Origin of the sequence: Aquimixticola soesokkakensis, from assembly GCF_900172375.1 — a bacterium.
Lineage (GTDB): Bacteria > Pseudomonadota > Alphaproteobacteria > Rhodobacterales > Rhodobacteraceae > Aquimixticola > Aquimixticola soesokkakensis.
The window spans coordinates 45,204-71,784 of record NZ_FWFS01000009.1; the positions used below are offsets into that span (position 1 = coordinate 45,204).

21 protein-coding genes are annotated in these 26,581 nt (G+C 62.4%); 6 read left to right on the top strand and 15 right to left on the bottom strand.

The features are described from left to right. Positions 1-220 precede the first annotated feature (220 nt). Positions 221-1,054 carry an amidohydrolase family protein gene (locus AQS8620_RS12070; RefSeq protein WP_085837164.1) on the top strand — a complete coding sequence of 278 codons (834 nt, stop codon included), beginning with the start codon at positions 221-223 and terminating at the stop codon, positions 1,052-1,054. Between the two features lie 4 nt (positions 1,055-1,058). Here the strand turns inward: AQS8620_RS12070 and choV are convergent, their stop codons facing one another. The 3 genes from choV to choX all read right to left on the bottom strand — a co-directional run bounded on the left by choV (position 1,059) and on the right by choX (position 3,931). Next, the gene (gene choV, locus AQS8620_RS12075; protein ID WP_234990476.1) at positions 1,059-2,105 is read right to left on the bottom strand and encodes a choline ABC transporter ATP-binding protein; all 1,047 of its coding nucleotides are present in this window, start codon (positions 2,103-2,105) and stop codon (positions 1,059-1,061) included. Beyond that, positions 2,102-2,938: a choline ABC transporter permease subunit gene (gene choW, locus AQS8620_RS12080; RefSeq protein ID WP_085837165.1), complete on the bottom strand. Its 837-nt coding sequence runs from the start codon at positions 2,936-2,938 to the stop codon at positions 2,102-2,104. The genes choV and choW overlap by 4 nt, the downstream gene beginning before the upstream one ends. 81 nt (positions 2,939-3,019) lie before the next feature. Further along, positions 3,020-3,931, bottom strand: coding sequence for a choline ABC transporter substrate-binding protein (gene choX / locus AQS8620_RS12085; protein WP_085837166.1), 912 nt, complete (start codon positions 3,929-3,931; stop codon positions 3,020-3,022). A 95-nt stretch (positions 3,932-4,026) separates the two neighbouring features. On the opposite strand from choX, the gene betI reads away from it, so the two are divergent. The 4 genes from betI to betA are packed head-to-tail and all read left to right on the top strand — an operon-like array spanning position 4,027 to position 9,358. Beyond that, positions 4,027-4,710 carry a transcriptional regulator BetI gene (betI, locus tag AQS8620_RS12090; protein WP_085837167.1) on the top strand — a complete coding sequence of 228 codons (684 nt, stop codon included), beginning with the start codon at positions 4,027-4,029 and terminating at the stop codon, positions 4,708-4,710. 1 nt (position 4,711) lies between these two features. Then, complete coding sequence (betC, locus tag AQS8620_RS12095; RefSeq protein WP_085837168.1) at positions 4,712-6,223, top strand: choline-sulfatase; 1,512 nt, start codon at positions 4,712-4,714, stop codon at positions 6,221-6,223. 1 nt (position 6,224) lies between these two features. Then, positions 6,225-7,688 (top strand): betaine-aldehyde dehydrogenase, encoded by a 1,464-nt coding sequence (gene betB, locus AQS8620_RS12100; RefSeq protein WP_085837169.1) that lies wholly within the window; start codon positions 6,225-6,227, stop codon positions 7,686-7,688. An 11-nt stretch (positions 7,689-7,699) separates the two neighbouring features. Then, entirely contained in the window at positions 7,700-9,358 is a 1,659-nt protein-coding gene (gene betA, locus AQS8620_RS12105; protein WP_085837170.1) for a choline dehydrogenase, read from the top strand. 47 nt (positions 9,359-9,405) lie between these two features. Here the strand turns inward: betA and AQS8620_RS12110 are convergent, their stop codons facing one another. Both AQS8620_RS12110 and purU read right to left on the bottom strand, forming a co-directional pair. Further along, positions 9,406-11,967: a GcvT family protein gene (locus AQS8620_RS12110; protein ID WP_085837171.1), complete on the bottom strand. Its 2,562-nt coding sequence runs from the start codon at positions 11,965-11,967 to the stop codon at positions 9,406-9,408. 90 nt (positions 11,968-12,057) lie between these two features. Further along, entirely contained in the window at positions 12,058-12,915 is an 858-nt protein-coding gene (gene purU, locus AQS8620_RS12115) for a formyltetrahydrofolate deformylase (RefSeq protein WP_085837172.1), read from the bottom strand. 166 nt (positions 12,916-13,081) lie between these two features. On the opposite strand from purU, the gene AQS8620_RS12120 reads away from it, so the two are divergent. Next, on the top strand, positions 13,082-14,113 hold the full coding sequence (locus tag AQS8620_RS12120; protein WP_085837173.1) for a GlxA family transcriptional regulator: 1,032 nt from the start codon (positions 13,082-13,084) through the stop codon (positions 14,111-14,113). Between the two features lie 15 nt (positions 14,114-14,128). Here AQS8620_RS12120 and AQS8620_RS12125 read toward each other — a convergent pair whose 3' ends face one another. The 10 genes from AQS8620_RS12125 to AQS8620_RS12170 form a co-directional block, all read right to left on the bottom strand. Next, positions 14,129-15,547 carry an L-serine ammonia-lyase gene (locus AQS8620_RS12125; protein WP_085837174.1) on the bottom strand — a complete coding sequence of 473 codons (1,419 nt, stop codon included), beginning with the start codon at positions 15,545-15,547 and terminating at the stop codon, positions 14,129-14,131. Between the two features lies 1 nt (position 15,548). Beyond that, the gene (locus tag AQS8620_RS12130) at positions 15,549-16,100 is read right to left on the bottom strand and encodes a sarcosine oxidase subunit gamma (protein WP_085837175.1); all 552 of its coding nucleotides are present in this window, start codon (positions 16,098-16,100) and stop codon (positions 15,549-15,551) included. A gap of 11 nt (positions 16,101-16,111) precedes the next feature. Continuing rightward, a complete protein-coding gene (locus tag AQS8620_RS12135) occupies positions 16,112-19,102 on the bottom strand; it encodes a sarcosine oxidase subunit alpha (protein WP_085837176.1) in 2,991 nt (996 codons plus the stop codon). Further along, positions 19,099-19,401: a sarcosine oxidase subunit delta gene (locus AQS8620_RS12140; RefSeq protein ID WP_085837177.1), complete on the bottom strand. Its 303-nt coding sequence runs from the start codon at positions 19,399-19,401 to the stop codon at positions 19,099-19,101. Before AQS8620_RS12140 ends, AQS8620_RS12135 begins: the two co-directional genes overlap by 4 nt. Positions 19,402-19,412: 11 nt before the next feature. After that, positions 19,413-20,666, bottom strand: a complete 1,254-nt coding sequence (locus tag AQS8620_RS12145; protein ID WP_085837178.1) for a sarcosine oxidase subunit beta family protein — start codon at positions 20,664-20,666, stop codon at positions 19,413-19,415. A 125-nt stretch (positions 20,667-20,791) separates the two neighbouring features. After that, positions 20,792-21,880, bottom strand: a complete 1,089-nt coding sequence (locus AQS8620_RS12150) for an FAD-binding oxidoreductase (protein ID WP_085837179.1) — start codon at positions 21,878-21,880, stop codon at positions 20,792-20,794. Beyond that, positions 21,877-23,151, bottom strand: a complete 1,275-nt coding sequence (locus tag AQS8620_RS12155; RefSeq protein ID WP_085837180.1) for an aromatic ring-hydroxylating oxygenase subunit alpha — start codon at positions 23,149-23,151, stop codon at positions 21,877-21,879. Before AQS8620_RS12155 ends, AQS8620_RS12150 begins: the two co-directional genes overlap by 4 nt. 453 nt (positions 23,152-23,604) lie before the next feature. Continuing rightward, positions 23,605-24,621, bottom strand: coding sequence for a serine hydrolase domain-containing protein (locus tag AQS8620_RS12160; protein ID WP_085837181.1), 1,017 nt, complete (start codon positions 24,619-24,621; stop codon positions 23,605-23,607). 140 nt (positions 24,622-24,761) lie between these two features. Next, complete coding sequence (locus tag AQS8620_RS12165; RefSeq protein WP_085837182.1) at positions 24,762-25,877, bottom strand: Hint domain-containing protein; 1,116 nt, start codon at positions 25,875-25,877, stop codon at positions 24,762-24,764. A gap of 190 nt (positions 25,878-26,067) precedes the next feature. After that, positions 26,068-26,523, bottom strand: a complete 456-nt coding sequence (locus AQS8620_RS12170; protein ID WP_085837183.1) for an Lrp/AsnC family transcriptional regulator — start codon at positions 26,521-26,523, stop codon at positions 26,068-26,070. Positions 26,524-26,581 lie beyond the last annotated feature (58 nt).

Sequence of the window (26,581 nt, forward strand, 5' to 3'; positions counted from 1 at the left end):
TTGGCTGTGCTTTTTGACAGCCCCAAAACCGACTCAGCGCGCGGCGCGTGCAATTAGGGCTGGAGGTGGCGCGCGTTTCCCCGCACACTGCACAACATAGTCGGTGCGTGGTGTTGTTTCTTTTGTTTCAATGCCTTGAGGTGTGATCGGGAACAACCCGTTCCCCTCTGACCTCCGATTCAGGACCAAAATATTGCTTACGACCCCAAGGATTGCGCAGATGCCTGAAACACACCGCCCGGATATCATCGATTGCCATTTGCATCTTTTGGACCCGGATCGCTTTGCCTATCGCACGGACACAAAGTACCGCCCAGCGGGACAGGAGATCGGAACGCTCGCCCAGATGCGCGCGGTCTTCGCCGCCCATAACGTGACCCGCGCGCTCTTGGTCCAGCCCACCTCGGGCTATGGATCGGACAACCGCGCACTTTTGGATGCGCTGGCACGCTCGCAGGGGGCATGGCGCGGCATTGCCGTGGTCGAGGCCGATATCAGCTATGACGCACTCGCCGCGCTCAAGGCGCAGGGGGTGGTTGGCGTTGCCTATAACATGCCGTTTTACGCGCCGGGCTATTACGATGCCTTTGCCGGGGTGACGGAAAAACTTGTGGCGCTCGACATGGTGCTCGACATCCAGTTCGAGGGGGATGGGGTGTTCGAGGCGGCCCAACTGCTGGCCAAAACGCCCGTGCGCTGCGTGATCGACCACGCAGGTCGTCCCGATCTTGCGCAAGGCCTTTCGTCCAAGGCGTTTCGCGCGCTGTTGGCCCTGTCGGAACGCGCGGGCGAAACGGCGATCAAAATCAGCGGCCAGCATAAATATGCGGCTTTCCCGTGGCCCTTTGAACAGGCCGACCCCTATCTGCAGGCGCTGATGGAGGCTTTCACGCCCGAGCGCTGCATGTGGGGGTCGGACTGGCCGTTTTTGCGCGTTCCCGAGCGGGTGGATTACGCCACGCAGATCACGATTGCCGAGCGGCTTTTGCCCGATCCGGCGACGCGGGCCAAGGTGATGTCGCGAACCGCGCGCCGCCTGTATTGGGGCGATTGAGCGCCTAGCGCAGCAACCGGTCCAGCAGGGATTTCGCCGTCACCACGCCGATCTGCGCCCCTTCGCTGTGCACGCCAACGGGCAGGGATTGTTCGGTCATGCGTTGGGCAAAGGCCATCACGGGGGTTTCGGCCTCGACGCTGAATTGCACCTCGCCGCTGCCCTCCTGCATGACATCCTTGGCCCGCAAAAAGGTCAGCGGGTTGGAATGGGCCACGAATTCAGAAACATAGGCGTCGGCGGGGTTGCTGGCGATATCATTGGGCGTGCCGCATTGAATGATGCGCCCGCCCTCCATGATCGCGATGCGGTTGCCAAGTTTGAAGGCCTCGTCCAGATCGTGGGAAACGAAAATGATGGTGCGTTTCAGCTTGGTCTGAAGTTCCAAAAGCTCGTCTTGCAGCTTGGTGCGGATCAGCGGATCCAGCGCCGAGAACGGCTCGTCCATCAGCAGGATCGGCGCATCCGTGGCAAAGGCGCGCGCAAGGCCCACCCGTTGCTGCATGCCGCCCGACAGTTCGCTGACCTTGTTGTCCGCCCAATCCGACAGGCCGACCAGATCCAGTTGCTCCAACGCCTTGGCGCGCAGTTTTTTCTTGTCGGTGCCGCCAAGTTCAAGCCCCAATCCGACGTTTTCGACCACGCTGCGCCAGGGCAGCAGACCGAATTGCTGGAACACCATCGCCAGACGTTCGCGCCGGATGCGGCGCAGGTCGGCCGGGGCGGCGGCGGTGACATTGACCAGATCCGCGCCATCGCGCACATGAACCGCGCCGCGCACCACGGGGTTCAACCCGTTGATGCCGCGCAGCAGTGTGGATTTCCCGGAGCCCGACAGCCCCATGAGCACGAGGATTTCCCCCTCTTCAATGTCGAGCGAGCAGTTGTGCACGCCCAGCACCTGACCGCATTCCTCCTGCACGGTGCTGCGGTCCAGACCGGCGTCCATATGGGGCAGGGCGCGCTGGGGATGGTCGCCAAACACGATGGACACATTGTCGATTTTGACGGCGATATTCTTGCCCGATGTCATAGCGGTTGCTTGCGTCATGACGCGTCTCCCTTGTTCAGCATCCGGTCCAGAATGATCGCCAGAACCACGATCACCAGCCCGCTTTCAAAGCCCAGCGAGGTGTTGACCTGATTGAGCGCACGCACCACCGGCACGCCAAGCCCGTCCGCCCCCACAAGGGCTGCGACGACGACCATCGACAGGGCGAGCATGATGGTCTGGTTCAGCCCCGCTTTGATCTGGGGCAGGGCATAGGGCAGTTCCGCTTTCAAAAGGACATCGCGTTTCGTGCCGCCAAAGGCCAGCACGGCTTCGGTCAGGCGGTCGGGCGTCGAGGCGACGCCAAGCTGGGTCATGCGGATCGGCGCGGGCAGCACAAAGATCACCGTGGCAATCAGGCCGGGCACCATGCCAATGCCGAAAAATACAATGGCCGGAATGAGATAGACGAAGGTGGGGAGGGTTTGCATGAGGTCCAGAACAGGACGCAGGCCGCGATAGAATTTCGGGCGATGCGCCGCCGCAATGCCGATCGGCACCCCGATGGCCATACAGACCACGCAGGCCGAAAGCACCAGCGTGAGGCTTTCGGTGGTTTCTTCCCAATAGTCCTGGTTGAGGATGAACAAAAAGCCCACAAGCACCAGCAAGCAGGTTTTCCAGTTGCGCTGCATCCCCCAGGTCAGTGCGACAAAGGCCAGCACGACCAGAAGCGGCGGGGGCGATTGCAAAACCCAAAGGATCGCGTCGATCAGGGTTTCCATCGCGACCGCCATGGCGTCCAGCGCGCCCTCGGCATTGTCGCGGATCCATTCGAACACCGCGCTGGCAATATCCCCAACCGGTAGTTTTCGTTCAGTGAGCCACTCCACAGCCAGTTCCTTTATTCTTTTCACCAATCACCGAAAAAGGCCCCGCCCCTTGGGGCGAGGCCTGATCAGACGTGCTGTTGTTCAGAGCCCGTAGGCGGCTTTTACAGCCGGCAGACCCGCGTCGCCCTCAAGCGTCGTTACGCCCTCAAGCCATGCGTCGAGGACACCGGGGTTGGCTGTGATATAGGCGCTTACCGCGTCATCGGCGTCTTCGCCATCGGTCAGGATCGCCCCCATGATCTGGCTTTCCATTTCAACCGTGAAGTCGAGGTTGGTCAGCAGCTTGCCCACATTGGGGCATTCTTGGGCAAAACCGGTGCGCGTCAGCGTGTTCACCACGCCCACGCCGCCAAAGAAATCTTCGCCGCCGGTGAGGTATTCAAGGTCGAATTCGACGTTCATCGGATGGGGCGCCCAGCCGAGGAAAACGATGTCCTCGTTCTTGTCATAGGCACGGCGCACCTGGCTGAGCATGCCCTGCTCGGAGCTTTCCTTGACATCGAAACCGCCAAGGCCGTGGGTGTCGGCTTCGGTCAGGCTGATGAGGTAATCGTTGCCCTCATTGCCCGGCTCGATGCCGTAGATCGTGTCGTCCAGCGCGTCGGAGAAGGTCGCGATATCGGCGAAATCCTTGAGGCCTTTTTCATAGGTATAGGCGGGCACGGCGAGGGTGTAGACGGTGCCTTGCAGGTTTTCATGCAGGGACTCGATGGTGCCATCTTCGAGGTAGGGGGTCACAGCGCCCGATTGCGCGGGCATCCAGTTGCCAAGGAAGATGTCGGTATCGCCACCCGAGAGGGAGGCAAAGGTCACCGGAACCGACAGGACCGACACATCGACCTTATAGCCCAGCGGCTCAAGGATCTGCTTGGCGATCGTGGTGGTGGTGGTGATGTCGGTCCAGCCCACATCGGAAAAGGACACCTCGGTGCAATCGGCAAATGCAGCGGTCGCGCAGAGCGCCAGAACGGAGGAAGATACCAAGATTTTCATACAGATCCCTGTTTTGAATTTTTAGTTATTGATTGACGAGTCAATTAATAATGACCTATCTCACAAAAGCAAGCGATTGGCGTAAAGGGTGCTAAATGTCAGTTAAGTCACGGAAATCAGAGGATGTGCGTCGCGCCGAACTGATCGCGGCGACGATTCGCGAGATCGGTGCGTCCGGCACTTTGGAGGTCACGACCAGCCAGATCGCCAAAAGCGCAGGCGTCTCTCCGGGGCTTGCGTTCCACTATTTCAACGACAAGGAGGGGCTGTTCCTGGCGGCGATGCGCTCGATCCTGACCGATTACGGCCGCGACGTGCGGCTGGCGCTGAAAGGCACCCGCTCAGAGGACGAGCGGCTGCGCGCCATCGTCCACGCGAGCTTCGGCATGACCAGTTTCCGGCGCGAGGCGATTTCGGCCTGGGTCAACTTTTATGCCCTTGCGCTGCGCTCCGTGCCCGCGCGCCGCTTGCTCTACATTTACCACCGCCGCTTGCATTCCAATCTTGTGCACGCGCTGCGCCCCAAAATCGACGGTCACGCCCCCGATGTGGCGCGCCGTGCGGCGGGTCTGATCGACGGGCTGTACCTGCGCTATGCGCTCGACACCGCCAGCGCGCATCGCACGGGCCGCGCGCTGATCGGCAAGGTCGATGGCTCCGAAGGGGCCAAAGACGTGCTGCGGGCGATCGCCGCCGAATGTGCGGTGCTGCGCGATGCCAGCGAACTGACAATTTCGACGCGCCCTCCGGCGCTTCTTGCCCCTAATCCGAGGACCTGAGATGACCAAACCGAATATTCTGATCCTCATGGTGGACCAGTTGAACGGCACGCTGTTTGCCGACGGCCCTGCCGATTTTCTGCACACCCCCAACCTGCGCAAACTTGCCGCGCGCTCGGTGCGGTTTGCCAATGCCTACACCGGATCGCCGCTGTGCGCGCCGGGGCGGGCGGCTTTCATGTCGGGGCAATTGCCCTCGCACACCGGTGTGTATGACAATGCGGCCGAATTCGGTGCGGATATCCCGACCTTTGCCCACCACCTGCGCCGCGCGGGCTATCGCACGGCCCTGTCGGGCAAGATGCATTTTGTCGGCCCCGATCAGTTGCACGGGTATGAAGAACGCCTGACCACCGATATCTACCCCGCCGATTTCGGCTGGACGCCGGATTACCGCAAGCCGGGCGAGCGGATCGACTGGTGGTATCATAACCTCGGTTCGGTGACGCAGGCGGGCGTGGGCGAAATCACCAACCAGCTTGAATATGACGATGACGTTGCATTTCAGGCGCAGCAGTGGATTTACGATGCCGCGCGCAGCACCAATGCCGATCGTCCGTGGTGCCTGACCGCCAGTTTCACCCATCCCCACGATCCCTATGTGGCGCGCAAACGCTACTGGGATCTCTACGCCGATTGCGACCGGTTGGCCCCCAAGGAAGCCGCCTTGCCCTACGCCGAGCATGACCCGCATTCCAAGCGGATTTTCGACGCGAACGACTGGAAGAACTTCACGATTACGCAAAACGAGATCGCGCGGGCGCGCCGGGCCTATTTCGCCAATATTTCCTATCTCGACGACAAGATCGGCCAGATTTTGCAAGTGCTCGAAGACACCGAGCAGGAAGCAATCATTCTCTTCGTGTCCGACCATGGCGACATGCTGGGCGAAAAGGGGCTTTGGTTCAAAATGAGCCTCTTTGAGGGATCGGCGCGCGTCCCGCTGATGATCTGCGCACCGGATCTGGAACCGCGTCTGGAAACGACGCCGGTGTCGACCATCGATGTGTGCCCGACGCTGTGCGATCTGGTGGGCGTGGACATGGACGAGGTGAAACCTTGGACGGATGGCGAAAGCCTTGTGCCGCTGGCCAAGGGGGGCACGCGCAGCACGCCGGTGCGCATCGAATATGCCGCCGAGGCCTCCGAAGCGCCGCTGGTGTGCCTGCGCCGCGGCCGGTTCAAACTGAACCTCTGCGCGCTGGACCCCGACCAGTTGTTCGACCTCGAGGCCGACCCCCAGGAGCAAACCAACCTTGCCGCTGATCCTGCCCATGCCGACACCCACGCTGCGCTGCGCGCCGAGGCGCTGTCCTATTGGGATCTGGAGCGCTTTGACGCCGATGTGCGCAAAAGTCAGGCCCGCCGTCTGGTGATCTATGAGGCGCTGCGCGAAGGGGGCTACTACCCGTGGGACTACCAGCCGCTGCGCGATGCCTCCGAGCGCTACATGCGCAACCACATGGACCTCAACGTGCTTGAGGCCAGCAAACGCTTTCCCGCCGGAGACTGATATGACCCATCCTGATTTTACCCCCAAGGCCAGCCATTTCATCGACGGCGCTTATGTCGAGGACACCAGCGGCGCGTTGATCGAGGTGATCTACCCCCACACGGGCGCGGTGATTGCCCGGCTGCACAGCGCCACGCCCGCGATCATCGAACAGGCGCTTGACGCCGCGCGCAGGGCCCAAACGGCTTGGGCGGCGCTTTCGGGTGTCGAGCGGGGCCGGGTGCTGCGCCGCGCCGCCGACCTGATGCGCGCGCGCAACCACGCGTTGTCGGTGATCGAAACCCATGACACGGGCAAGCCGATGTCCGAAACGCTTGTGGCCGATGCCACCTCGGGCGCCGATGCGCTGGAATATTTCGGCGGCCTGGCGGCGACGCTGACCGGCGAGCACATCCCCGTTCCGGGGGGCGATTTCGTCTACACCCGTGTCGAGCCGCTGGGCGTCTGCGTCGGGATCGGCGCGTGGAACTACCCGATCCAGATCGCCAGCTGGAAAGCCGCGCCCGCGCTGGCCTGCGGCAATGCGATGGTGTTCAAACCCTCCGAAATGACGCCGCTGTCGGCGTTGCAACTGGCGGAAATCCTGATGGAGGCGGGCGCGCCTGCGGGCCTGTTCAACGTGGTGCAGGGCTACGGCGATGTCGGCGCGGCGCTGGTCGTCGATCCGCGCGTCGACAAAGTGTCGCTGACGGGCTCCGTGCCGACAGGGCGCAAGGTCTATGCGGCAGCGGCCGAGGGCATCCGCCATGTCACGATGGAACTCGGGGGCAAATCCCCCATCGTGGTGTTCGACGACGCAGATCTGGAAAACGCCGTCTCCGCGGCGATCAACGGCAATTTCTATTCCACGGGCCAGATCTGTTCCAACGGCACGCGGGTGTTTGTGCACGAAGCACTCTATGATCAATTCGTCGCCCGCGTGGCAGAGCGGATGGCAGGGGCCGTGATCGGGGACCCGATGTCGCAGGCGACCACCATCGGCCCGATGGTGTCGGCCCGCCAGCGCGATATCGTGCTGGGCTATATCGACAAGGGTCTGGCCGAAGGCGCGCGTCTGGTCAAAGGGGGGCAAAAGATCGAAGGGCAGGGGTTCTACATCGAACCGACCCTGTTTGCCGATGTCACCGATGACATGGCCATCGCGCGCGAGGAAATCTTTGGCCCCGTCATGTCGGTGCTGAAATTCTCCAGCGAAGACGAGGCAATCCGGCGCGCCAATGCCACCGAGTTCGGGCTGGCCGCCGGCGTGTTCACCAATGATCTGACCCGCGCGCACCGTGTGGCAGCCGCCTTCGAGGCGGGCACCTGCTACATCAACGCCTATAACCTCACCCCCGTCGAAGCGCCCTTTGGCGGTTCGAAACTCTCGGGCGTGGGGCGTGAGAACTCCAAGGCGGCCATCGCCCATTACAGCCAGGTCAAAACCGTCTACGTCGGTCTTGGCGATACCGAAGCCCCGTTCTGAGGAGAGCCCCCATGCAAGCTGAATATGTCATTGTCGGCGCAGGCTCGGCGGGCTGCGCCATCGCCTATCGTCTGGCCGAAGCCGGGCGCAAAGTCACCGTGATCGAACATGGCGGCACCGATGCCGGACCGCTGATCCAGATGCCCGGTGCGCTGTCCTATCCGATGAATATGACGCGCTACAATTGGGGCTTTGAAAGTGAACCCGAAGCGGGGCTGGGCGGGCGGCGTCTGGCCACCCCGCGCGGCAAGGTGCTGGGCGGGTCGTCCTCGATCAACGGGATGGTCTATGTGCGCGGGCACGCGCTGGATTTCGACACATGGGATGCGATGGGCGCGCGCGGCTGGGCCTATGCCGACGTGCTGCCCTATTACAAACGCATGGAAAATTGGGACGCGGGCGGTCACGGCGGCGATCCTGACTGGCGCGGCAAAAGCGGCCCGATGCATATCTCGCGCGGCAAGCGCGACAACCCGCTGGTCAAAGCCTTTGTCACGGCGGGGGCGCAAGCGGGCTATCCGTTGACCGACGATTACAACGGCCAGCAACAAGAGGGCTTTGGCCCTTACGACGCGACGATTCACAAGGGCGAACGCTGGTCGGCCTACAAAGCCTACCTCAAACCCGCGCTGGCCACGGGCAATGTCACCCTGATCCGTGGCTTTGTGCGCAGGGTCGAAATCAAGGACGGGCGTGCAACCGGTGTTGAAATCGAACGCAAAGGCGCGGTCGAGATCATTGCGGCATCCAAAGAGGTCATCCTGTCGGCCTCCTCCATCAACTCGCCCAAACTGTTGATGCTTTCGGGCATCGGCCCTGCGGCACATCTGGGCGCGCATGGCATCGCGGTGGTCGCGGATCGCGCCGGCGTCGGGCAAAACCTGCAAGACCATCTGGAACTCTACATCCAGCAGGCGGCGATCAAGCCTGTGTCGCTGTTCAAATATTGGAACCTGCTGGGCAAAGCCTGGGTGGGCGCGCGCTGGCTGTTCACCAAAACCGGCGTCGGCGCGTCGAACCAGTTCGAAAGTGCCGCCTTCATCCGCTCGAAGGCGGGCGTGCAATACCCTGATATCCAATATCATTTCTTGCCCATCGCGGTGCGCTACGACGGGCAGGCGGCGGCCGAGGGGCACGGGTTTCAGGCCCATGTCGGGCCGATGCGTTCGAAATCGCGCGGGGCGGTCACGCTACGCTCGGCCGATCCGGCGGCGGCGCCAAAGGTGCAGTTCAACTACATGTCCCATCCCGAGGATTGGGAGGATTTTCGCACCTGCATCCGCCTCACCCGCGAAATTTTCGCCCAAGAGGCTTTCGCGCCCTACCGCGGGCATGAAATCCAGCCGGGCGCGGACGAAGTCAGTGACGCGCAACTCGACGCCTTCATCCGCGATCACGCCGAAAGCGCCTATCACCCCTGCGGCACCTGTAAAATGGGCGCGCCGGACGATCCCATGGCCGTGGTCGATCCCGAATGCCGCGTGATCGGCGTGGAAGGGTTGCGGGTTGCCGACAGTTCGATCTTCCCGCAGATCACCAACGGCAACCTCAACGGCCCGTCGATCATGACCGGCGAAAAAGCGGCCGATCATATTCTGGGAAAACAACCGCTTGCGCGCGACAATGCCCAGCCGTGGATCAATCCCGACTGGCAGGACTCCCAGCGCTAGAACCTGTCGAAATCCGAACCGGCCCGCAGGTTCTGCGGGCCGTTCTTTTAGCTGCGCGGTTTGCTGTTGCTTGGATCGTAGAGGGGCGCATAGCCCACGCCTGCGACCTCGACGGGATAGAGTTCGTCGAAATAGGAAATCTGCAATTTCCGCCCCAGTTCGCAATAGTCCCACGGCAGATAGGCCAGCGCGATGTTTTTGCCTACGCTCGGCCCATAGGCAATCGAGCTGGTAAAGGAACGCCGCCCCAGCGCATCGACCAGCGTTTTTCCGGTCTCGGGGTCGATCACCGGCTGGCTGCCCACGGGATAGCGGGCAACGCCTTGCGCGTCGATATTGTCGCTCATCACCAGCGTGCACAACATCGCAGGCTGATGGTCGCGCGCGCGGTATTCCAGATGTTTTGCCTTGCCGCGAAAATCGGCCTCTTTGACTTTTGGGCGCGCCAGATCGGCTTCCAGAAGGTTGTATTGCGTGTGCAGATCGGCGTTTTGCAGGCGCAGGGATTTTTCCAGCCGCCGCGAGTTGGCATAGGTTTCCACCCCCACGACCATCACGCCGATGTCGCGCAAGGCATCCCAGACGGCCAGCCCGTCCTCGTAGGGCATGTGCAATTCCCAGCCCTGTTCCCCGACATAGGAAATGCGAAACGCCGTGACGGTTTTGTTTGCGATTTCAATGGGTTTTATCGCGGCAAAGGCAAAGTTGTCCAGCTCCAGCGCGGCAGGATCGGCCACGACTTGTTGCAGCTTCTTGCGCGCATTCGGTCCCCAGATGCCAATGGTGGTGTAGGCTTCGCTCACATCGCTGATCGTCACATCCAGCCCGCGATCGCGCGCCATACGGGCCATGTATTGCAGGTCTCGCGGGCCTGCATCCGCCCCGTTCACAAGGCGACAGCGGTCGGCCATGCGGAAAACGGTGAAATCGGCGCGCACCATGCCCTCGTCGTCCAGCATATGGGTGTAGATCCCTTTGCCGATCATTGCATCGCCGCCGATTTTCGCCGCACACAGATATTCCATCAGCGCCACGTGGTCGGGGCCGGAAATATCGGTCATGTGAAAATGCGACAGGTTGATCAGGCCGCAATCGTTCGACATGGCCAGCTGTTCGGCATTGGAGACGCGCCAGAAATGGCGGCTGTCCCATTCGTTTTCGCGCAGCGGCACGCTGTCTGCATATGTCTCGAGCAGATGTTCGTTGGCGGCGTAGCCATGGGCGCGTTCCCAGCCCCCAAGTTCCATGAAATAGCCGCCCAGTTCCACTTCGCGCTCGTAAAACGGCGAGCGGCGGATACCGCGCCCGTTGCCAAAGGGTTCGCGCGGATGGACCGGCGGGTTGTAGATTTTCGCGGCCGTTTCTGCGCAGCGCCCTGCGATGAAATCCTCGGTCAGGGCGAAATCGTTGAAGCGGGCGTAGTCGATCGAATGGTGGTCCAGATCGGTGCGCCCCGTGGTCATCCAATCGGCAAGCAGCTTGCCCATGCCGGGACCGTCCTTGACCCAGATCGCCACCGCATACCACAGCCCGCGCAGCTTGCGGCTTTCGCCCATGGAGGGGCCACCATCGGTCGTGGTTTGCAATAACCCGTTGAAAGAATGACTTTCGTTAAAGCCAAGTTCGCCCAACACGGGGGTCAGTTCCATCGCCCGTTCGAGCGGCTCGATCACATCGTCAAGCTCGAGATCGCGTTGCGAGGGGGACAGGCGCGCCTCTTCCTTGGTTTGCAGGTCGCGCGGATGGACCATGCGCGCCTCTTTCTCGTAGTAATAGCCCCATTCGATCTGCCCGCCCTCGGTGGATTTGGGGTCGCCCGTGTCGCGCAGATAGGCCGAATTGCCCTGATCGCGCAAAAGCGGGCGGCCGATTTCCTTGCCGGTGCCGGCAAATTCATCGTAGGGACCAAAGAAGGTCAGCGGGTGATCGACGGGCATCACCGGCAAATCCTCGCCGGCCATTTCCGCGATCAAGCGTCCCCAAAGCCCCGCGCAGACCACGACGTAATCGGCCATGATGGTGCCACGACGGGTTTTGACCCCCGTGATGCGCCCGTCCTCATGGATCAATTCCAGCGCGGGCGTATTGGCAAAGGCCTGCAACTTGCCCGCCTTGACGGCCTGATCCACCAGCTTGCCGGCCACGGTTTGCGAGCGCGGCACCACAAGCCCCGCATCGGGGTCCCAAAGCGCGCCCTGGATCTGGTCCTCTTCGAGCAGGGGGAATTTTTCCTTGGCCTCGGCCGTGCTCATCATGCGCACATTGCTGCCAAAGGCCTTGCCGCTGTCGATGCGCCGCTTGAGTTCCTGCAGGCGCGCATCATCCCCCACGCGCGCGACTTCGATGCCGCCGATGCGTTCGTAATGGCCCATCTTTTCGTAGAAATCCATCGAGTACATCGTGGTCCATGTCGTCAGCAGATCATGGCCCGTGGTAAAGCAGAAATCCGAGGCATGGGCGGTCGATCCGACATCCGTGGGGATGCCCGAGGTGTCCAGCCCGACGATATCGTCCCAGCCGTTTTCGACCAGATGATGGGCCACAGAGGCCCCGACAATGCCGCCGAGACCGACGATGACAACTTTGGCCTTGGAGGGGAAGGATGACATGTTTCGTAAATCCTGTTGAGTGAGCGAGGGCGCGGCGGTTGGGCAATTCTGCGCGGTTTGAGGGCCGCTGTGACCCCCGAAAATGACGGATCAGGGCGCAAACACCACTGTGCGATGGGCATTGAGCATCACGCGGCCTTCAAGGTGGTATTTGACGGCGCGCGCGAGCACGCGACTTTCGATATCGCGCCCGGTGGCGACGAAATCCTCGGCGTCCATCGCATGGCTTACCCGTTCGGTTTCCTGTTCGATGATCGGGCCTTCATCCAGATCGGGGGTGACGTAATGCGCCGTGGCCCCGATCAGTTTCACACCGCGCTCATGGGCCTGGTGATAGGGTTTTGCGCCTTTGAAAGAGGGCAGGAACGAATGATGGATGTTGATGATCATGCCAAAAAGCGCCGTGGACAACTCATTCGAGAGCACCTGCATGTAGCGCGCCAGCACCACCAGTTCGGCGCCGGTTTCGTGCACCAGTTCCAGCAGCTTGGCCTCCTGGGCCGCCTTGGTGTCCTTGCTCACCGGCAGGTGGTGAAAGGGAATGCCCTCAAGCGCGGCCAGCGCGCGCGCCTCCTCGTGGTTGGACACGATGGCGGCCACTTCGGCGTCCAGCCAGCCGGTCTTGATCTGATAGAGCAGATGCAGCATCGCGTGGTCGAATTTCGACACCATGATGATGATCTTGGGCTTGCGGGTCTTGTCCTCGACCTTGAGCTTGATGTCATAGCGATCCACAGCGGGTTTGAGCGCCAGCTCGACCGTATCCTTGGCGATGGCCTCGGGGAAAATGCAGCCCATGCGCAGGAAAAACTTGTTGGTCCTGGCGTCCCAGAACTGGTTGCATTCGGCAATATTTGCGCCACGCCCCGACAGCGCCGAGGCGACAGCCGCCACAATGCCCAATTTATCATCGCAGGCGATGCGCAGGTTGTAGTATTTTGACGTCATTGACATATTTCCCTTTCGCGGGGGGCGCTTGCACCGGCACAAGGCGACAAAACCGAACGGCTATCGCAAAAGTCTGTTGTTTATTTGCGCCGGAAAATAGAACAATTGCGGCAAAACAAGATGAGCGCTACGACATGTGTCGCCGCCTGTCGGGCTTGGAGGTTTCATGGGGCTTTCGCCATCCACACGCACGGCGCATCGCGCGGGTGATCCGCGCGCCCTCAGGGGGGCCAAAGGCGGCTCGCGCCTGTCGGTGGGCTTTATCCTGACGCGGCGTTTCACCCTCTGCGCCTTTGCCAATTTCGTCGATGTGCTGCGTCTGGCGGCCGATGAGGGGGACCGCAGCCGCCCGATCCTGTGCGATTGGGCGGTGCTGTCGCATCTGATGGACCCGGTGCCCTCCTCCAGCGGGGTCTCGGTGCAGCCGACCGAACGTCTGGGCGATCCGCGCCGCTTTGACTACATCGTGGTGGTGGGGGGATTGATGGACGAGACCCCCGATCTGGACCCTGCCTACCACCGCTTTCTGCATCAGGCCGCAGGGGCGAATGTGCCGCTGATCGGCGTCTGCACGGGGGCGTTTTTCCTGTATAAGGCAGGGTTGCTCAAGGATTACCGCTGTTGCGTCAGCTGGTATCACCACACCGATTTTCTGGAACAATTCGAAGGGCTTGACCCCGTTGCGGATCAGATTTTCGTGGTGGATCGTGACCGGATTACCTGTTCTGGGGGGGCAAGTTCGGCCCATGTCGCCGCCTATCTGGTGGACAAACATGTGGGCCGCGCGCAGGCCAGCAAAAGCCTGCATATCATGATCATCGACGACCCCTTGCAGGGCGACAAACCCCAGCCGGGCCTGACGCTCAATCTCAAGACCAAAGATCCCATCGTGCAGCGCGCCCTGTTGCTGATGCAGCAAAACATCGACACGCCGGTGTCCGTGCAGGACGTGGCCAAGCGCATGGGCAAAAGCAAGCGCCAGATCGAGCGGCATTTTCGCCTCTCGCTCGATACTTCACCGCAGGCGGCCTATCTGGAAATGCGGCTGGATATGGCAAAGCATCTGGTCGAGACCTCGCAAAAATCCGTCGCCCAGATCGCGGTGGATTGCGGGTTTTGCGACAGCTCGCACCTCAGCCGCATGTTTCGCCGCCGCTTTGGCGGCACGCCGCATTCCCTACGCGCGCAGACCGGATGAGGGCAGGGCGCGGCCCTAGCATTCGGGCAGATTGACGGCGAGGCCGCCGGTCGAGGTTTCCTTGTATTTCGCACTCATGTCGCGGCCCGTTTCCAGCATCACCTGAATGCAATTGTCCAGCGGCATGAAATGGGTGCCATCCCCGCGCAGCGCCAGCGAGGCGGCAGAGACCGCCTTGATCGCGCCCAGGGCGTTGCGTTCGATGCACGGAACCTGCACCAGCCCCGCCGCGGGATCGCAGGTCATTCCCAGATGATGTTCCAGAGCGATTTCTGCGGCGTTTTCAACCTGTTCATTGGTCCCGCCCAATACCGCACACAGGCCCGCGGCCGCCATTGCCGCTGCCGATCCCACTTCGCCCTGACAGCCGACTTCGGCGCCGGAAATGGAGGCATTGTGCTTGATCAGCCCGCCGATGGCGGCGGCAACCAGCAAAAAATCGTGCCGCTTTTGTACCGGGTCGCCGCCGCGCGCGGGCAGACAGTGGTCGCGGTAATAGCGCATGACGGCAGGCACCACACCCGCCGCGCCGTTTGTGGGGGCGGTCACCACCGGCCCACCGGCGGCGTTTTCCTCGTTCACCGCCATGGCATAAAGGCTCATCCAGTCGTTGATCACATGGGGCGCGGCCTGGTTCAGCCCCTGTTCGGCCAGCAGCGCACCGTGCAGGTCCCGCGCGCGGCGCTTGACGTTCAACCCGCCGGGCAGGATGCCATCGCGGGCCAATCCACGGTTGATACAGGCCTCCATCGCGCCCCAGATCCGCTCGAGTTCCCCCTCAAGGCGCGGCCCGTGCAGCTTGCGTTCATTGGCGCGTTTCATCTGGGCAACGGTCTTGCCCGATGCGCGGCCCATCTCCAGCATCTCGCGCGCCGATCCGAAGGGAAAGGGAAAATCCAGCGCCTCTTTATGGGCGCGCAAGGGGACGCCCTGTTCGGCGCGGCTCAGCTCGTCTTCGGTGACGATGAAACCGCCCCCCACGGAATAATAGGTCTGTGCGTAGTAGATATGCCCCTGCGCATCATGCCCGCGCAACACCATCCCGTTGGCGTGACGCGGCAGCGCGGGACCGTAGTCAAAGACCAGATCATGGGCCGGGTCAAAGCGCAGGGGGCCAAATCCGGCCAGCGGGATGTGCAGATCGCGCCGCACATCGGCTTCGACCTCGTCAGCGCGATCGGGATCGAGCGTGTCGGGTGTCAGCCCGCAGAGCCCCAAAATCACCGCGCGGTCGGTGGCGTGCCCCTTGCCGGTAAAGGCGAGCGAGCCGTGAAGCGTGGCGCTCAGGCGCACCAGAGGCCCGCAGCCGGGATATTTGCCGTGCCCTTGCGCGATCTGCGACACAAAACGGGCAGCGGCCACCATCGGGCCCATTGTGTGCGACGAGGACGGCCCGATGCCAAGTTTGAACACATCCGTGACGGAGAGAAACACGTTACGCCTGCGCGGCGCATTCGCGCGCGCCCGTGGTCAGCGTTTGGGCCACGAAGGGCGCGAAACTGTTCCAGACATCCATGCGAAACGCCTGTGCTTCGTCGCGCCACAGCACCACCGTCACGCCGTCAAACACCGTGCGGCGCGCCGTGCCGACAGCGATCTGCGCGATGTCGCGCGGGCAGGCGAGGGTCAACAGCTCGCCCGCCTGCGGTCCGCTGATCGCCAGAGTCACCTCGCGTGCCGAAATATCGGTTAGGGAATGGGGATGCGCAGGAGAGAGCGGCGCAAGTTTTTCGCGCAGCGCCGCCCCCGCGCCCGAAGGCATCACAAGCACCCAGTCGTCGGGTCCAAGGCAGGCGATGTGCAGCGCGCCGCTGCTGGCCGTGGCGGCGATGTCGCGCGGCAGCGCAACCCCCAATGCGGTGGTAAATGCCTCCGGATCTGCGCGCGTGCGCAAGGACAGGCGGTCCATCGGGCCTTGGGTGGTGATCGTCACCCCTGTCGTCTGTGCAAGGGTCGCGGGCGTCAGGGAAGAAAGGAACTGGGCCATGATGTCTCCGCTTAAATCTTGAGGCGTGTGTTGTCGGGGTCGAAAAACACGCTGCTGGTGATTTTTGCCGCAATCGTGCGATCGGGCATCGGGATATAGACCGTTTCGCCCAGCTTTTCGTGACCGCCCTCCACCAGCCCCAGCGCAATAGGCCGCCCCGTGGTGCCGGTGGCATAGGCAGAGGTCACATGGCCGCGCATGGTCATCGGGATGGGCTGGTCGGGGTCAAAGACGATCTGTGCGCCCTCTTCGAGCAGGCTGTGATCCTCGGTGAGCAGACCCACGAGATGGCGCCGGTTGGCCGCCTTCAGATCGGGGCGTGCCAGGCCGCGCATCCCCACAAAGTCGGGCTTCGATTTCGCCACCGCCCAGCCCATGCCCGCATCATAGGGCGTGACCGTGCCGTCGGTGTCCTGACCGACGATGATATAGCCCTTTTCGGCGCGCAAAACATGCATGGTTTCCGTGCCATAGGCGGTGATGCCATGGGGTTGTCCCGCCGCCCAGAGCGTCTCCCACAACTGCCGCCCCAAAGGTGCTGCAACGTTGATTTCAAAGCCGACCTCGCCGGTGAAACTGACGCGAAACAGCCGTGCCGGCATCCCCGCGACCGTACACTCAACGCAGGACATATGGGGAAAATCCGCCTCGTTCAGCGCGACGCCCTCAACGAGGGGCGCAAGCAATTTGACCACATTCGGCCCGTTCAGCGCAATCGTGGACCACTGCTCGGTGGTCGAGGTCAGCCAGACCTCGAGATCGGGCCATTCGGTTTGCAGGTAGTCCTCCATCATGTTCATCACCCGCGCCGCCCCGCCCGTGGTCGTGGTCACGTGAAAGCGGTCGGCGTCGAGCCGCCCGATGACCCCGTCGTCGCGGATAAACCCGTCATCGCCCAGCAAAAGCCCGTAGCGACAGCGCCCCGGCGCGAGTTTTGTCCAGGGGTTGGTGTACATCCGGTTCATGAATTCCACAGCATCGGGCCCGACCACTTCGATCTTGCCCAAGGTCGAGGCGTCGAACATGCCGATTCCTGCGCGCGTGGCCGCGCATTCGCGCCGCACCGCCGCGTCCATGTCCTCGTTGCCTTGGGGGAAATAGCGCGCGCGCCGCCACTGGCCGACGGGTTCAAACACGGCGCCGTTTTCCTCGGCCCAAGGGTCGATCTGGGTGCGGCGCAGCACCTCGAAGTGATCGCCGCGATGGTAGCCGCAAAACGCGCCAAAACTGGTTGGCGTGTAGGGCGGGCGAAAGGTGGTCAGCCCGACCTGGGGCTGGGGTTTGCCAAGCGCGTCAGCGGCGATGTTCAACCCGTTGATATTGGACATTTTTCCCTGATCGGTGGCCATGCCGTTGGTGGTGTAGCGTTTGACATGTTCGATCGAGCGCATCCCTTCGCGCACCGCAAGGCGCAGGTCTTTGGCTGTCACATCGTTCTGGAAATCGACGAAAGCCTTGGCCTTGCTGGCGCTGCGGTCGGTGGGCAATTCGTGCAGGCTCACACCGGTGCCGGTGCGATCCTTTGCAACCGCATAGACCGCGGCCTGCACCGTTGCGCCCAAGGCGTCGAGCGCCTCACGCGCGCGCGCGGCCCCGTCATTGAGCGCGGCTTGGACGCCCCAAAGCCCGCGCGCGGCCCCCGCGATCACGCAGGCTTCGGGCGTGTGTTCGGGCAGGAAGGTGGTCAGCGCATCGTCCCAGGCCAGCCGCCCTTTGGTGTGGGAAAACAGATGCAGCGACGGCGTCCAGCCGCCCGACATCAACAGCGCATCGCAATTGATCCATGTGCCTGCTCCGACATGCCCGCCACTCACCGCATTGACCCGCAGGTTTTTCACCCGCAGCCGGCCGGCAGTCGCCGTAACCGTGTGGCCAAGGCGCACCGGAATGCTGCGCGCCCGGGCGGCCTCTTGCAGATCGGCGCGGACCTGCGCGCGGGTGTCGATGATGACTTGGACCCGCGCGCCCGCATCGGCCAGATCAAAGGCCGCAAACCACGCGCTGTCGTGGCTGGTGACAACGGCGGGGCTGTCGCCGACCTTGACGCCGTAGCGGTTGAGATAGGTCTGGGCCGCGCCCGCCAGCATCACGCCGGGGCGGTCGTTGCCGTGAAACACCAGCGGTTTTTCCAGCGCACCCTGCGCGAGGACCACCTGTTTGGCGCGCACCCGCCACAGGCGTTCGCGCGGCGTGTCGGCGGGCAGTTCGGTGAGATGGTCGGTCAGCTTTTGCACCATGCCGATCATGTTCTGGTGGTAGTAGCCGATGGCAGTGGTGCGGGGCATGATTTTGACGCCCGCCGCCAGCAGATCGGCGCGGCTTTGCGCCAGCCAGTCCCAGGCGGGGGTGCCGTCGATCTGCGCGTCGGGTTCGGACAGCAGCGTGCCGCCGATTTCGGCGTTCTCGTCGACCAGAACCACCGAGCGCCCCGTGGCGCTGGCGGCGAGCGCGGCCGCGATCCCCGCCGGCCCTGCGCCCACGATCAGCAGGTCGCAGTGCAGATAGCGCGAGGCATAGCTGTCGGGGTCTTCCTCGGTTGGCGCAACGCCCAGACCCGCCGCCGCGCGGATGAACGGCTCGTAGACCCTGTCCCAAAAGGACTTCGGCCACATGAAGGTCTTGTAGTAAAAACCGGCCGAAAACAGCATGTAAGCGGCGTCATTCACGGCGCCCACGTCAAAGCGCAACGAGGGGAACTTGTTTTGCGATGTGGTTTGCAGCCCGCCCCAGACCTCTTGCACGGTGGCGCGGGTGTTGGGCTCGAAGCGCCCGTCGCCGCGCCGGGTGCCGATCAACGCATTGGGCTCTTCCGACCCGGCCGCAATCGCGCCGCGCGGGCGGTGGTATTTGAAGGAACGGCCCATCAGATGCACCCCGTGCGCGAGCAGCGCCGAGGCCACGGTGTCGCCCTTGAGCGCCGTGTAGGGCGTGCCGTCGAAGGTGAAAATCATCGGCTTGGCGGCGTCCACGCGGCCTTTGCCGCGCACGCGAAAGCGGCTCATGGGGCCTCTCCGATCAGCGATGCAAGGTCGGGACGCGGTGCGCCTGCCTTGTAGGTGGTGTAAAAGCGGTCCGACACGGTGTCGCGCACGGCGTTGAAAAACCGCCCGCAGCCATGGATATGGCGCCAGCGTTCAAAATGCGGCCCCCGCGCGTTGTCGCGGATAAAGAGGAATTCTTCCCACTCTGCATCGCTTTGGGTCGCGGGCAGGGGGGCGCGCACTACATGGGCCTGCCCCGCATAGGCAAATTCCAGTTCCGGCAGCGTGTCGTCGCAATAGGGGCAATGGATCAGAAGCATGGCATGTCTCCTTAGTGGGCGACGGCGGCGGCGGCCGCTTCGTCGATCAGCCGGCCTGTGCGAAACCGCTCCAGCGTGAAGGGCGCGTTGATCGGATGGGGCGCGTTTTTGGCGATGGTCCAGGCAAAGGTATGGGCCGCGCCGGGGGTGGCTTTGAACCCGCCCGTGCCCCAGCCGCAGTTGACATAAAGCCCCTCGACGGGGGTCTTGGAAATGATGGCCGAGCGGTCGGGCGTCACATCGACGATGCCGCCCCATTTGCGCAGCATCCGCATCCGGTTGAACATCGGGAAAATTTCGCAGATCGCCGCGACGGTATGTTCGATCAGCGGCAGACCGCCCCGCTGCGAATAGGAGGTGTATTGATCCGTGCCCGAACCGATCACCAGCTCGCCCTTGTCGGATTGGCTGATATAGGCGTGCACGGCGTTCGACATCACCACGCAGGGAAAAACCGGCTTTACGGGTTCTGACACCAGCGCCTGCAAGGGGTAGCTTTCCAGCGGCAGGCGCACATCCGCCGTTTGCATCACCACCGAGGTGTGGCCCGCCGCCGAGACGGCGACCTTTTTGGCCTTGATGAAGCCTTTGGCGGTTTCGACCCCGGCGACCGAGCCGTCGGGGTGGCGGCGAATGGCGGTGACGGCGCAGTTCTGGATGATGTCCACCCCGCGCGCGGCGGCAGAGCGCGCATAGCCCCAAGCGACCGCATCATGGCGCGCGGTGCCTGCGCGCTTTTGCAACGCACCGCCCAGAACCGGATAGCGCGCGTCGGGCGAAATCGACAGCGGCGGGCAATAGTCCTTGCACTCTTCCTTGGTGAGCCAGCGGTTGTCCACGCCGTTCAAACGGTTGGCATGGACGTGACGCTTGAAGCTTTGAACGTCATGGACATTATGCGCCAGCATCAGCACGCCGCGATTGGAATACATGACGTTGTAGTTCAGGTCCTGACTGAGATCCTGCCACAGATCGACCGCGTGGTCATAGAGACGCGCGCTTTCGTCATAGAGGTAATTCGAGCGGATGATCGTGGTGTTGCGCCCCGTGTTGCCGCCGCCCAGCCAGCCCTTGTCGATCACGGCGATATTGGTGATGCCGTGTTCTTTGGCCAGATAATGCGCCGCCCCCAACCCATGGCCGCCCGCGCCAACGATGATCACATCATATTCGGCTTTCGGTTCGACCTCGGGCCATTGTTCGGTCCAGTTTTTATGCCCCGACAGGGCATTTTTGACGAGAGAGAGCGCACTGAAATGGGTCATGGGTATGGGCTTTCACGCGAAGACGAAGGGGCTTTGGCGTAGGATTGCGCCAAAACGCGGGATTTAATCGAAGATTTGCGCCACAGATGTCGCAAGTCTGCGTCACGCGCCTGCGCGAGAGCGGCTCACAATTCCACCTCGACATCGCTCAGCGGCGTGGAACAGCAGATCAGGATCTTGCCCTGATCGATCTCGCGTTTGCGAATGCCGCCGCCGTGGTTCATCTCGACCTCCCCCGACACAAGCACCGATTTGCAGGTGCCGCAGATGCCGCGCTGACAGGACACCATCGGCAACAGCCCCGCCTCGCGCGCCGCCGACAGCACCGTCATGCCGGGGTGGACATCGACGACATGGCCGCTTTTGGGAAAACTCACGCGAAAGGTTTGTCCCGTCACTTCGGGGGCGGCGGTGTGATCCTCGATCGTGCCCTCGGTGGAGGTGCCGAAATCGAAACTTTCCTCGTAATACTGGTCCATGTCGAAACCCGCCTGTTCCAGCATCGCACGCACCCCGGCCATGAAGGGCGCAGGGCCGCAGCACATCACCAGACGGTCGCGAAAATCGGGCGACATCATTTCCAGTCTCGCCAGATCAAGCCGCCCCGTGTAGCCCGTCCAAGCGTCGCTCGCATGTGAGGTGGTGACGCTGAAGGCGAGTTTGAGACTGGCGTTCTGCGCGGCCAGCAATTCCAGCTCGCGCCGGAAAATCAGGTCCTGCGGGCTGCGCGCGGCATGGACGAAATGCAGATCGAAGGGCGCGCCCAGATCGCAGGCGGTGCGGGTCATCGACATCATCGGGGTGATCCCGCTGCCCGCCGAGATGAACAGCCGCTTGCGCGGGGTCGTCGCATCGGTGGTGAAATCGCCCGTCGGGCCGCTGACGCGAATTTCACGCCCGGGCAGCATGTTGTCATGCAGCCAGTTCGACCCCGGACCGCCCGCGACACGTTTGCACGTGATTTCAATGCGGTAGGGCCGCGCAGCAGAGGCGGAGATCGTGTAGCTGCGCGTGGTCATTCCCGCCACGGGCAGCTCGAAGGTCATATATTGACCGGGGTAGAATTTGAAGGCACGCGGCTCGCGCGCGCCAAAGACAAATGTTTTGACGTCATGGGTTTCCTGGCGCACGTGGCGACAGACCAGCGTGTCGTCCACTTCGCCATCCCAGAGCGGGACGCGGGTGACTTCGGTGTATTTGTCGTCATCGCTCATTGCGCGGCCACCTGCAGCGCGGCGGTGTCCAGATGCTCTGCCATGCGCGCGATATACCATGCGGCGAAGGCTTCGACATGGGGTTCGGTGTAGCGCGAATAGGGGCCAGGTTCATAGGCGGGCTGTGCCGCGCCCAGCTGCGCAAGGGCCACCAGATCGGCGTCTTGCTGGTTGGTGTAGCGCCAGACCTGCGTGAGATTGTCGAGCGTGTAATCCTGCCCCTCGATCGCATCCTTGTGCACAAGCCATGTCGTGCGCACCAGCGTGCGCCCCGCGCTCAGCGGCAGCACCGAGAAGGTCACGATGTGGTCGCTCATGAAATGGTGCCAGGAATTGGGATGGGTCCAGAAGCTGAGCCCGCCCAGTTTGGGGTCTGTGAAATCGCCCAGCAGCTTTTTGGAGGCCACTTTCGTATCCACCGTATGGCTTTCGCCCTCCCACATCAGCGGCAGGCGCATGGTGCGAAACCCCGAAATATTGGACAGGTGTTCTTCCTCGGCGGAGGGCAGGCCGCAGCTTTCCCATTTGGCATGGTTCCGGGCGACATCCGCAAGGTAGTTTGCCACGTCTTGCGAGCGGCGTTCGTCCATATCGTCGGGCGAGAACCCAAAGCCGAATTCCGACAGGGGCACGGTCAGCTGCGGGTGGTTGCCCTCGCAGTGATAGCATTCGCGGTTGTTTTCCATCGTCAGCTTCCAGTTGCCATCCTCGATCAGATCGGACTGGTGGGCGACTTTGCAATTGGCGATGTCATGGGGCGCAAGATAGCGCTGCATCACGCGCGCCATCTCGTCGAAATCGGCAGGCGGGGTCTCGGCGAGGCAGATGAAAATCAAACCGGCCAGGCTGCGCACATGGATGGTTTTCAACCCGTGGCAATCCTTGTCGAAATCGCTGCCCATGTGGTCGGCAAGGATCAATTCGCCATCCTCGTTGTAGGTCCAGCCGTGATAGCGACAGACGATATTGCCGATCGTGGCGGTGGGTTCGTTGATCAGCTTGGCCCCGCGATGGCGGCACACGTTGTGAAAGGCGCGCACCTCTTCGTCATCGCCGCGCAACAACAGCACCGAGGTCGTGCCGACGCTCAAGGTCACGCAATCGCCCGGCTCGGGCAATTCGGCATCCGAGGCGACAAAAATCCACATTTTGCCAAAGATTGCCTCCAGATCGAGATCATAGATCTCGGCGGCGGTGTAAAACGGGGCCTCAAGGCTTTTGAAGGCTTCGCGACGGGCCACGAGGGCGGCAATATCGGGGATGTCACGCATCAAGGGAAACCTTCAAGACTGCGAAAAAAGGAGAGGGGCGGATCGGGGGGCAAGCGCAGGACAAAAGAACAGATGCGACACCGCAGGGCAGGTCGCTGACGCTATGGTCGCCGCGAACGGCAAATTGACCAAGGATTTTTTCATCTGGCGCCTGTCCCTGTTGTGCCCGCGTCAGACGCAGGGCGCTGCGCCCCGCATGACGATAGGCTAAAACTGTCCTCGCGATGCGCCGCGCCAGACAGGATTTTTAGGGCAGTTCACCAGTAGAAATGCGACGCAGGCGATGGCGGTGATTTTTTCGCCTGTCGGCCTGCCGGTTTTGGCCCTCACCGTGAACATAACCGTGAACATCACTAAGGTGGGTACGGGGCAGTCACTGGTCAGTCTCTGGGCAGGCGCTGCCTGTTTTTGCGGCATATTTGCCCCCCGTCGCGCCAGCACGCATCGCAAAGATCACGCGTCCAGAACCGGCCCGTTCAGCAGGGCGAGGATGTCGCCAAAATACCCCTGCGAGCGGGCAGGCAGGGTGGGGTCCGAGGCAATCGCAATGGCGAGGTCGCGCGCAGGGTGGATGGCGATCACCTGCCCGCCGTAGCCGCGCGCCAGAACATAGCCGCTTTGGCTCAAAAACCAGCCATAGCCATAGGCCAGACCGGAGTAGGGGGATTTCGTGCGCGGCTCAAACGAGGCGTCAATCCAGTCCTGCGCAATCACGGCGCGCCCCTCGAGCGCGCCGCGCGCGCGCATCATCCGCGCCACCGTCAGCATGGCGCGCGGGCTCAGCGCCATTTCGTTGCCGCCAAAATAATAGCCCTGCGGATCGCGGGTCCAGGGGGGAATGTCGATCCCCAAAGGCGCCCCCAAGCGGCTGCGCGCCTGATCGAGCAACGACAGGCCGCTGACCTGTGCCAGAACCGCGCCCAGCACATGGGTCGAGCCGGTCGAATAGATCATCCGCCCGCCCGGCTCGGCGATCATCGGCTGGCGCAAAACATAAGACACCCAATTGTCCGAGGCGACCCAAGCGCCGTAATCGCGCCCCGAGGTTCCCGCAAGTCCGGCGCGCAGCGTGACCAGATCCTGCAGGGTGATATCCGCGACGCCCGCCGTCGCATCGCGCGGGATGAGATCGGGGGCAACATCGCCCAGTCGCGCGGTGACATCCGCAATCTCGCCGCGCGCAATCGCCGCGCCCAGCAACAGCGCCACAAGGCTTTTGGAACAGGATTTGATGTTGGTGGGCCTGTCCAGACCGCCCGATTGGCGCGCCGCCTCAAAGACCACCTGATCACCCTTCTGGATCAGCAGCGCGTTCATCTGGGGCAAACGGCGCAGCGCGTCCTCATAGCTTTCGGGCGCGCGCCGTTGCTGGGCCTGCGCGGGGCGTAGGGCACTCAGCCCGATCCCCGCGCCAAGGCCCAAAGCAAAACCGCAGCTCACGCCAGTGCTCAGGAAACGGCGTCTGTGCATCGAAAACCTCGCGATCGGGTGCGGGGGGGCATCTGCGCCCCCATCCGCCCTGTGACCTCGACAGGCTAAGGCTGCGCGGCCCCTGCGCCTAGAGGCTTTGGTCTACAATCGCGTGAGCCACATTCGGGATGTTGCATATTTTAGAGGTGCACCCCGCCATAATTGTTCAGCCGCGCAAGATGTTGCGCTTGGGACATGGTCAGCCCGAGATGGCCAAAGCGCATCGGGTGCGTGTGCAACTGGGGAAAAATGGCCTGAATTTCGGCCAGCGCCTCTGCGCAGAGCACCCCAAGGGCAATATCGCCGCTGAACAGGCTTTCCGAGGCGATGCCCTCGCAAAACACCATTTCATGACTGTCGAGCATCAGGTGCAGATAGTCTGCCCGTCGCTGCGGGACGCGCGCCACGGTGGTGCCGTTCACCAGCGCTTTGGCCGGCACAAGCACGTCGCTTTCGCCATAGTTCAACTCGGCCAGCGGCGATTGCAGCAGCACGCGGTGGTTGGGCGAGAGGAAAAGGTCGCGGTTGTTGCCGATGGCCCCGGCGGCAAAGCGGACGGGCGCGAGTGTGCCAAGGCCGCAGACCGTGCTGCGCCCGATCCAGCGGATTGGCTGTGCGCCCTTGCCCAGCGTCTGCACCAACATGCCCGCCTGCAGGTCCTCGATCGCAACGGGGCCGGTGGGGGTCTCGATCAGGGTTCCCGCAAGAAAACAGACCGCAGCCGTGGGGATGACAAGGCTTTGACCGCTGCCCGCATAGGTCGAGACCCCTTGGATATAGTGCAACACCGTCCCCGCAGGCGGTTGCGCCCCATCAAACATCACGCCGACCACCTTGGTGGTATAGCCCGTGGTGATCGACACGCCGACCATGCGATAGGCCGTGCCCGCACCGTCATAAAGCGTGACTTCATATTCGTTTTCGACGTTGACCGGCGCGGGAAATTTCCAGCGCGTCGTTTCGGCATTGGGCGTATAGGTCACACCGTCAAGGGTCACCGCCTGCGTGAGCCGCTGGTCGATCACACTGGACCCCGAAAAAGGATCATCCGTCAGCACACCATCGGCATCCTCGAAGGTGATGGATGTCGTGGGGCCGCTGATCTTGATGGTCAGATCGCTGGGCCTTTCCCAGCTAAAGGCATTGCCGTTGAGAGCGTTGGTGATCACGTTGCCGTTTTGGGGCGTCTTGCCGTCGAGATCACGGGTAATGCTTACGCCACTGGTGGCGAAAATAGAAATGGTCTGCTGCGCCATGTTGCGTCACCTGCCAAGGGTTCGCCGCCTGTTTTCGACGACGTGACACATCTTTTCTGTATGTTTGGATGTTTGGAAAAAAACGCGCCACAAGAGGTGACTCCAACGCAGACAGCCGAGTGCCTTGGGCGCGAAAATACGCGCTTTCACGGCACTCGGCAACAGATTTGACGGCGCTGGGCGGCGGGGCCTAAATCACGATCTCGGACGGCTCGACGACGGTCTCCATGGCCACATGGGTCGAGGTGGAATTGACATAGGGCAGGGCGGAAATCGCATCCCCCATGATGTCGCGGTAATGGGCGATATCCTTGGAGCGGACTTTGATCAGATAGTCGAACCCGCCGGCAATCATGTAGCATTCCTCGATTTCGGGAACGAGTTTGACCGCCTCGTTGAACTTTTTGAGGGCCGCTTCGCGGGTATCGGTCAGGCGGACCTCGACAAACGTCACATGGCTCAGGCCAAGCTTGAACGGCGAGACCACCGCGCGATAGGCTGAAATGACGCCCGTTTCCTCAAGATGCCTGATCCGCACCGCGACGGGGGTTTTGGACAGGCCCACCCGTTTGGCAAGCTCGGTGACGGGAATCCGTGCATTGCGCTGTAATTCCCGCAGAATTTTACGATCCGCCTCGTCGATCATCGCTTATTTCCTTTTTGGGTGATGGATTAAGTTCGAATTGACCACATCTGTATCAACC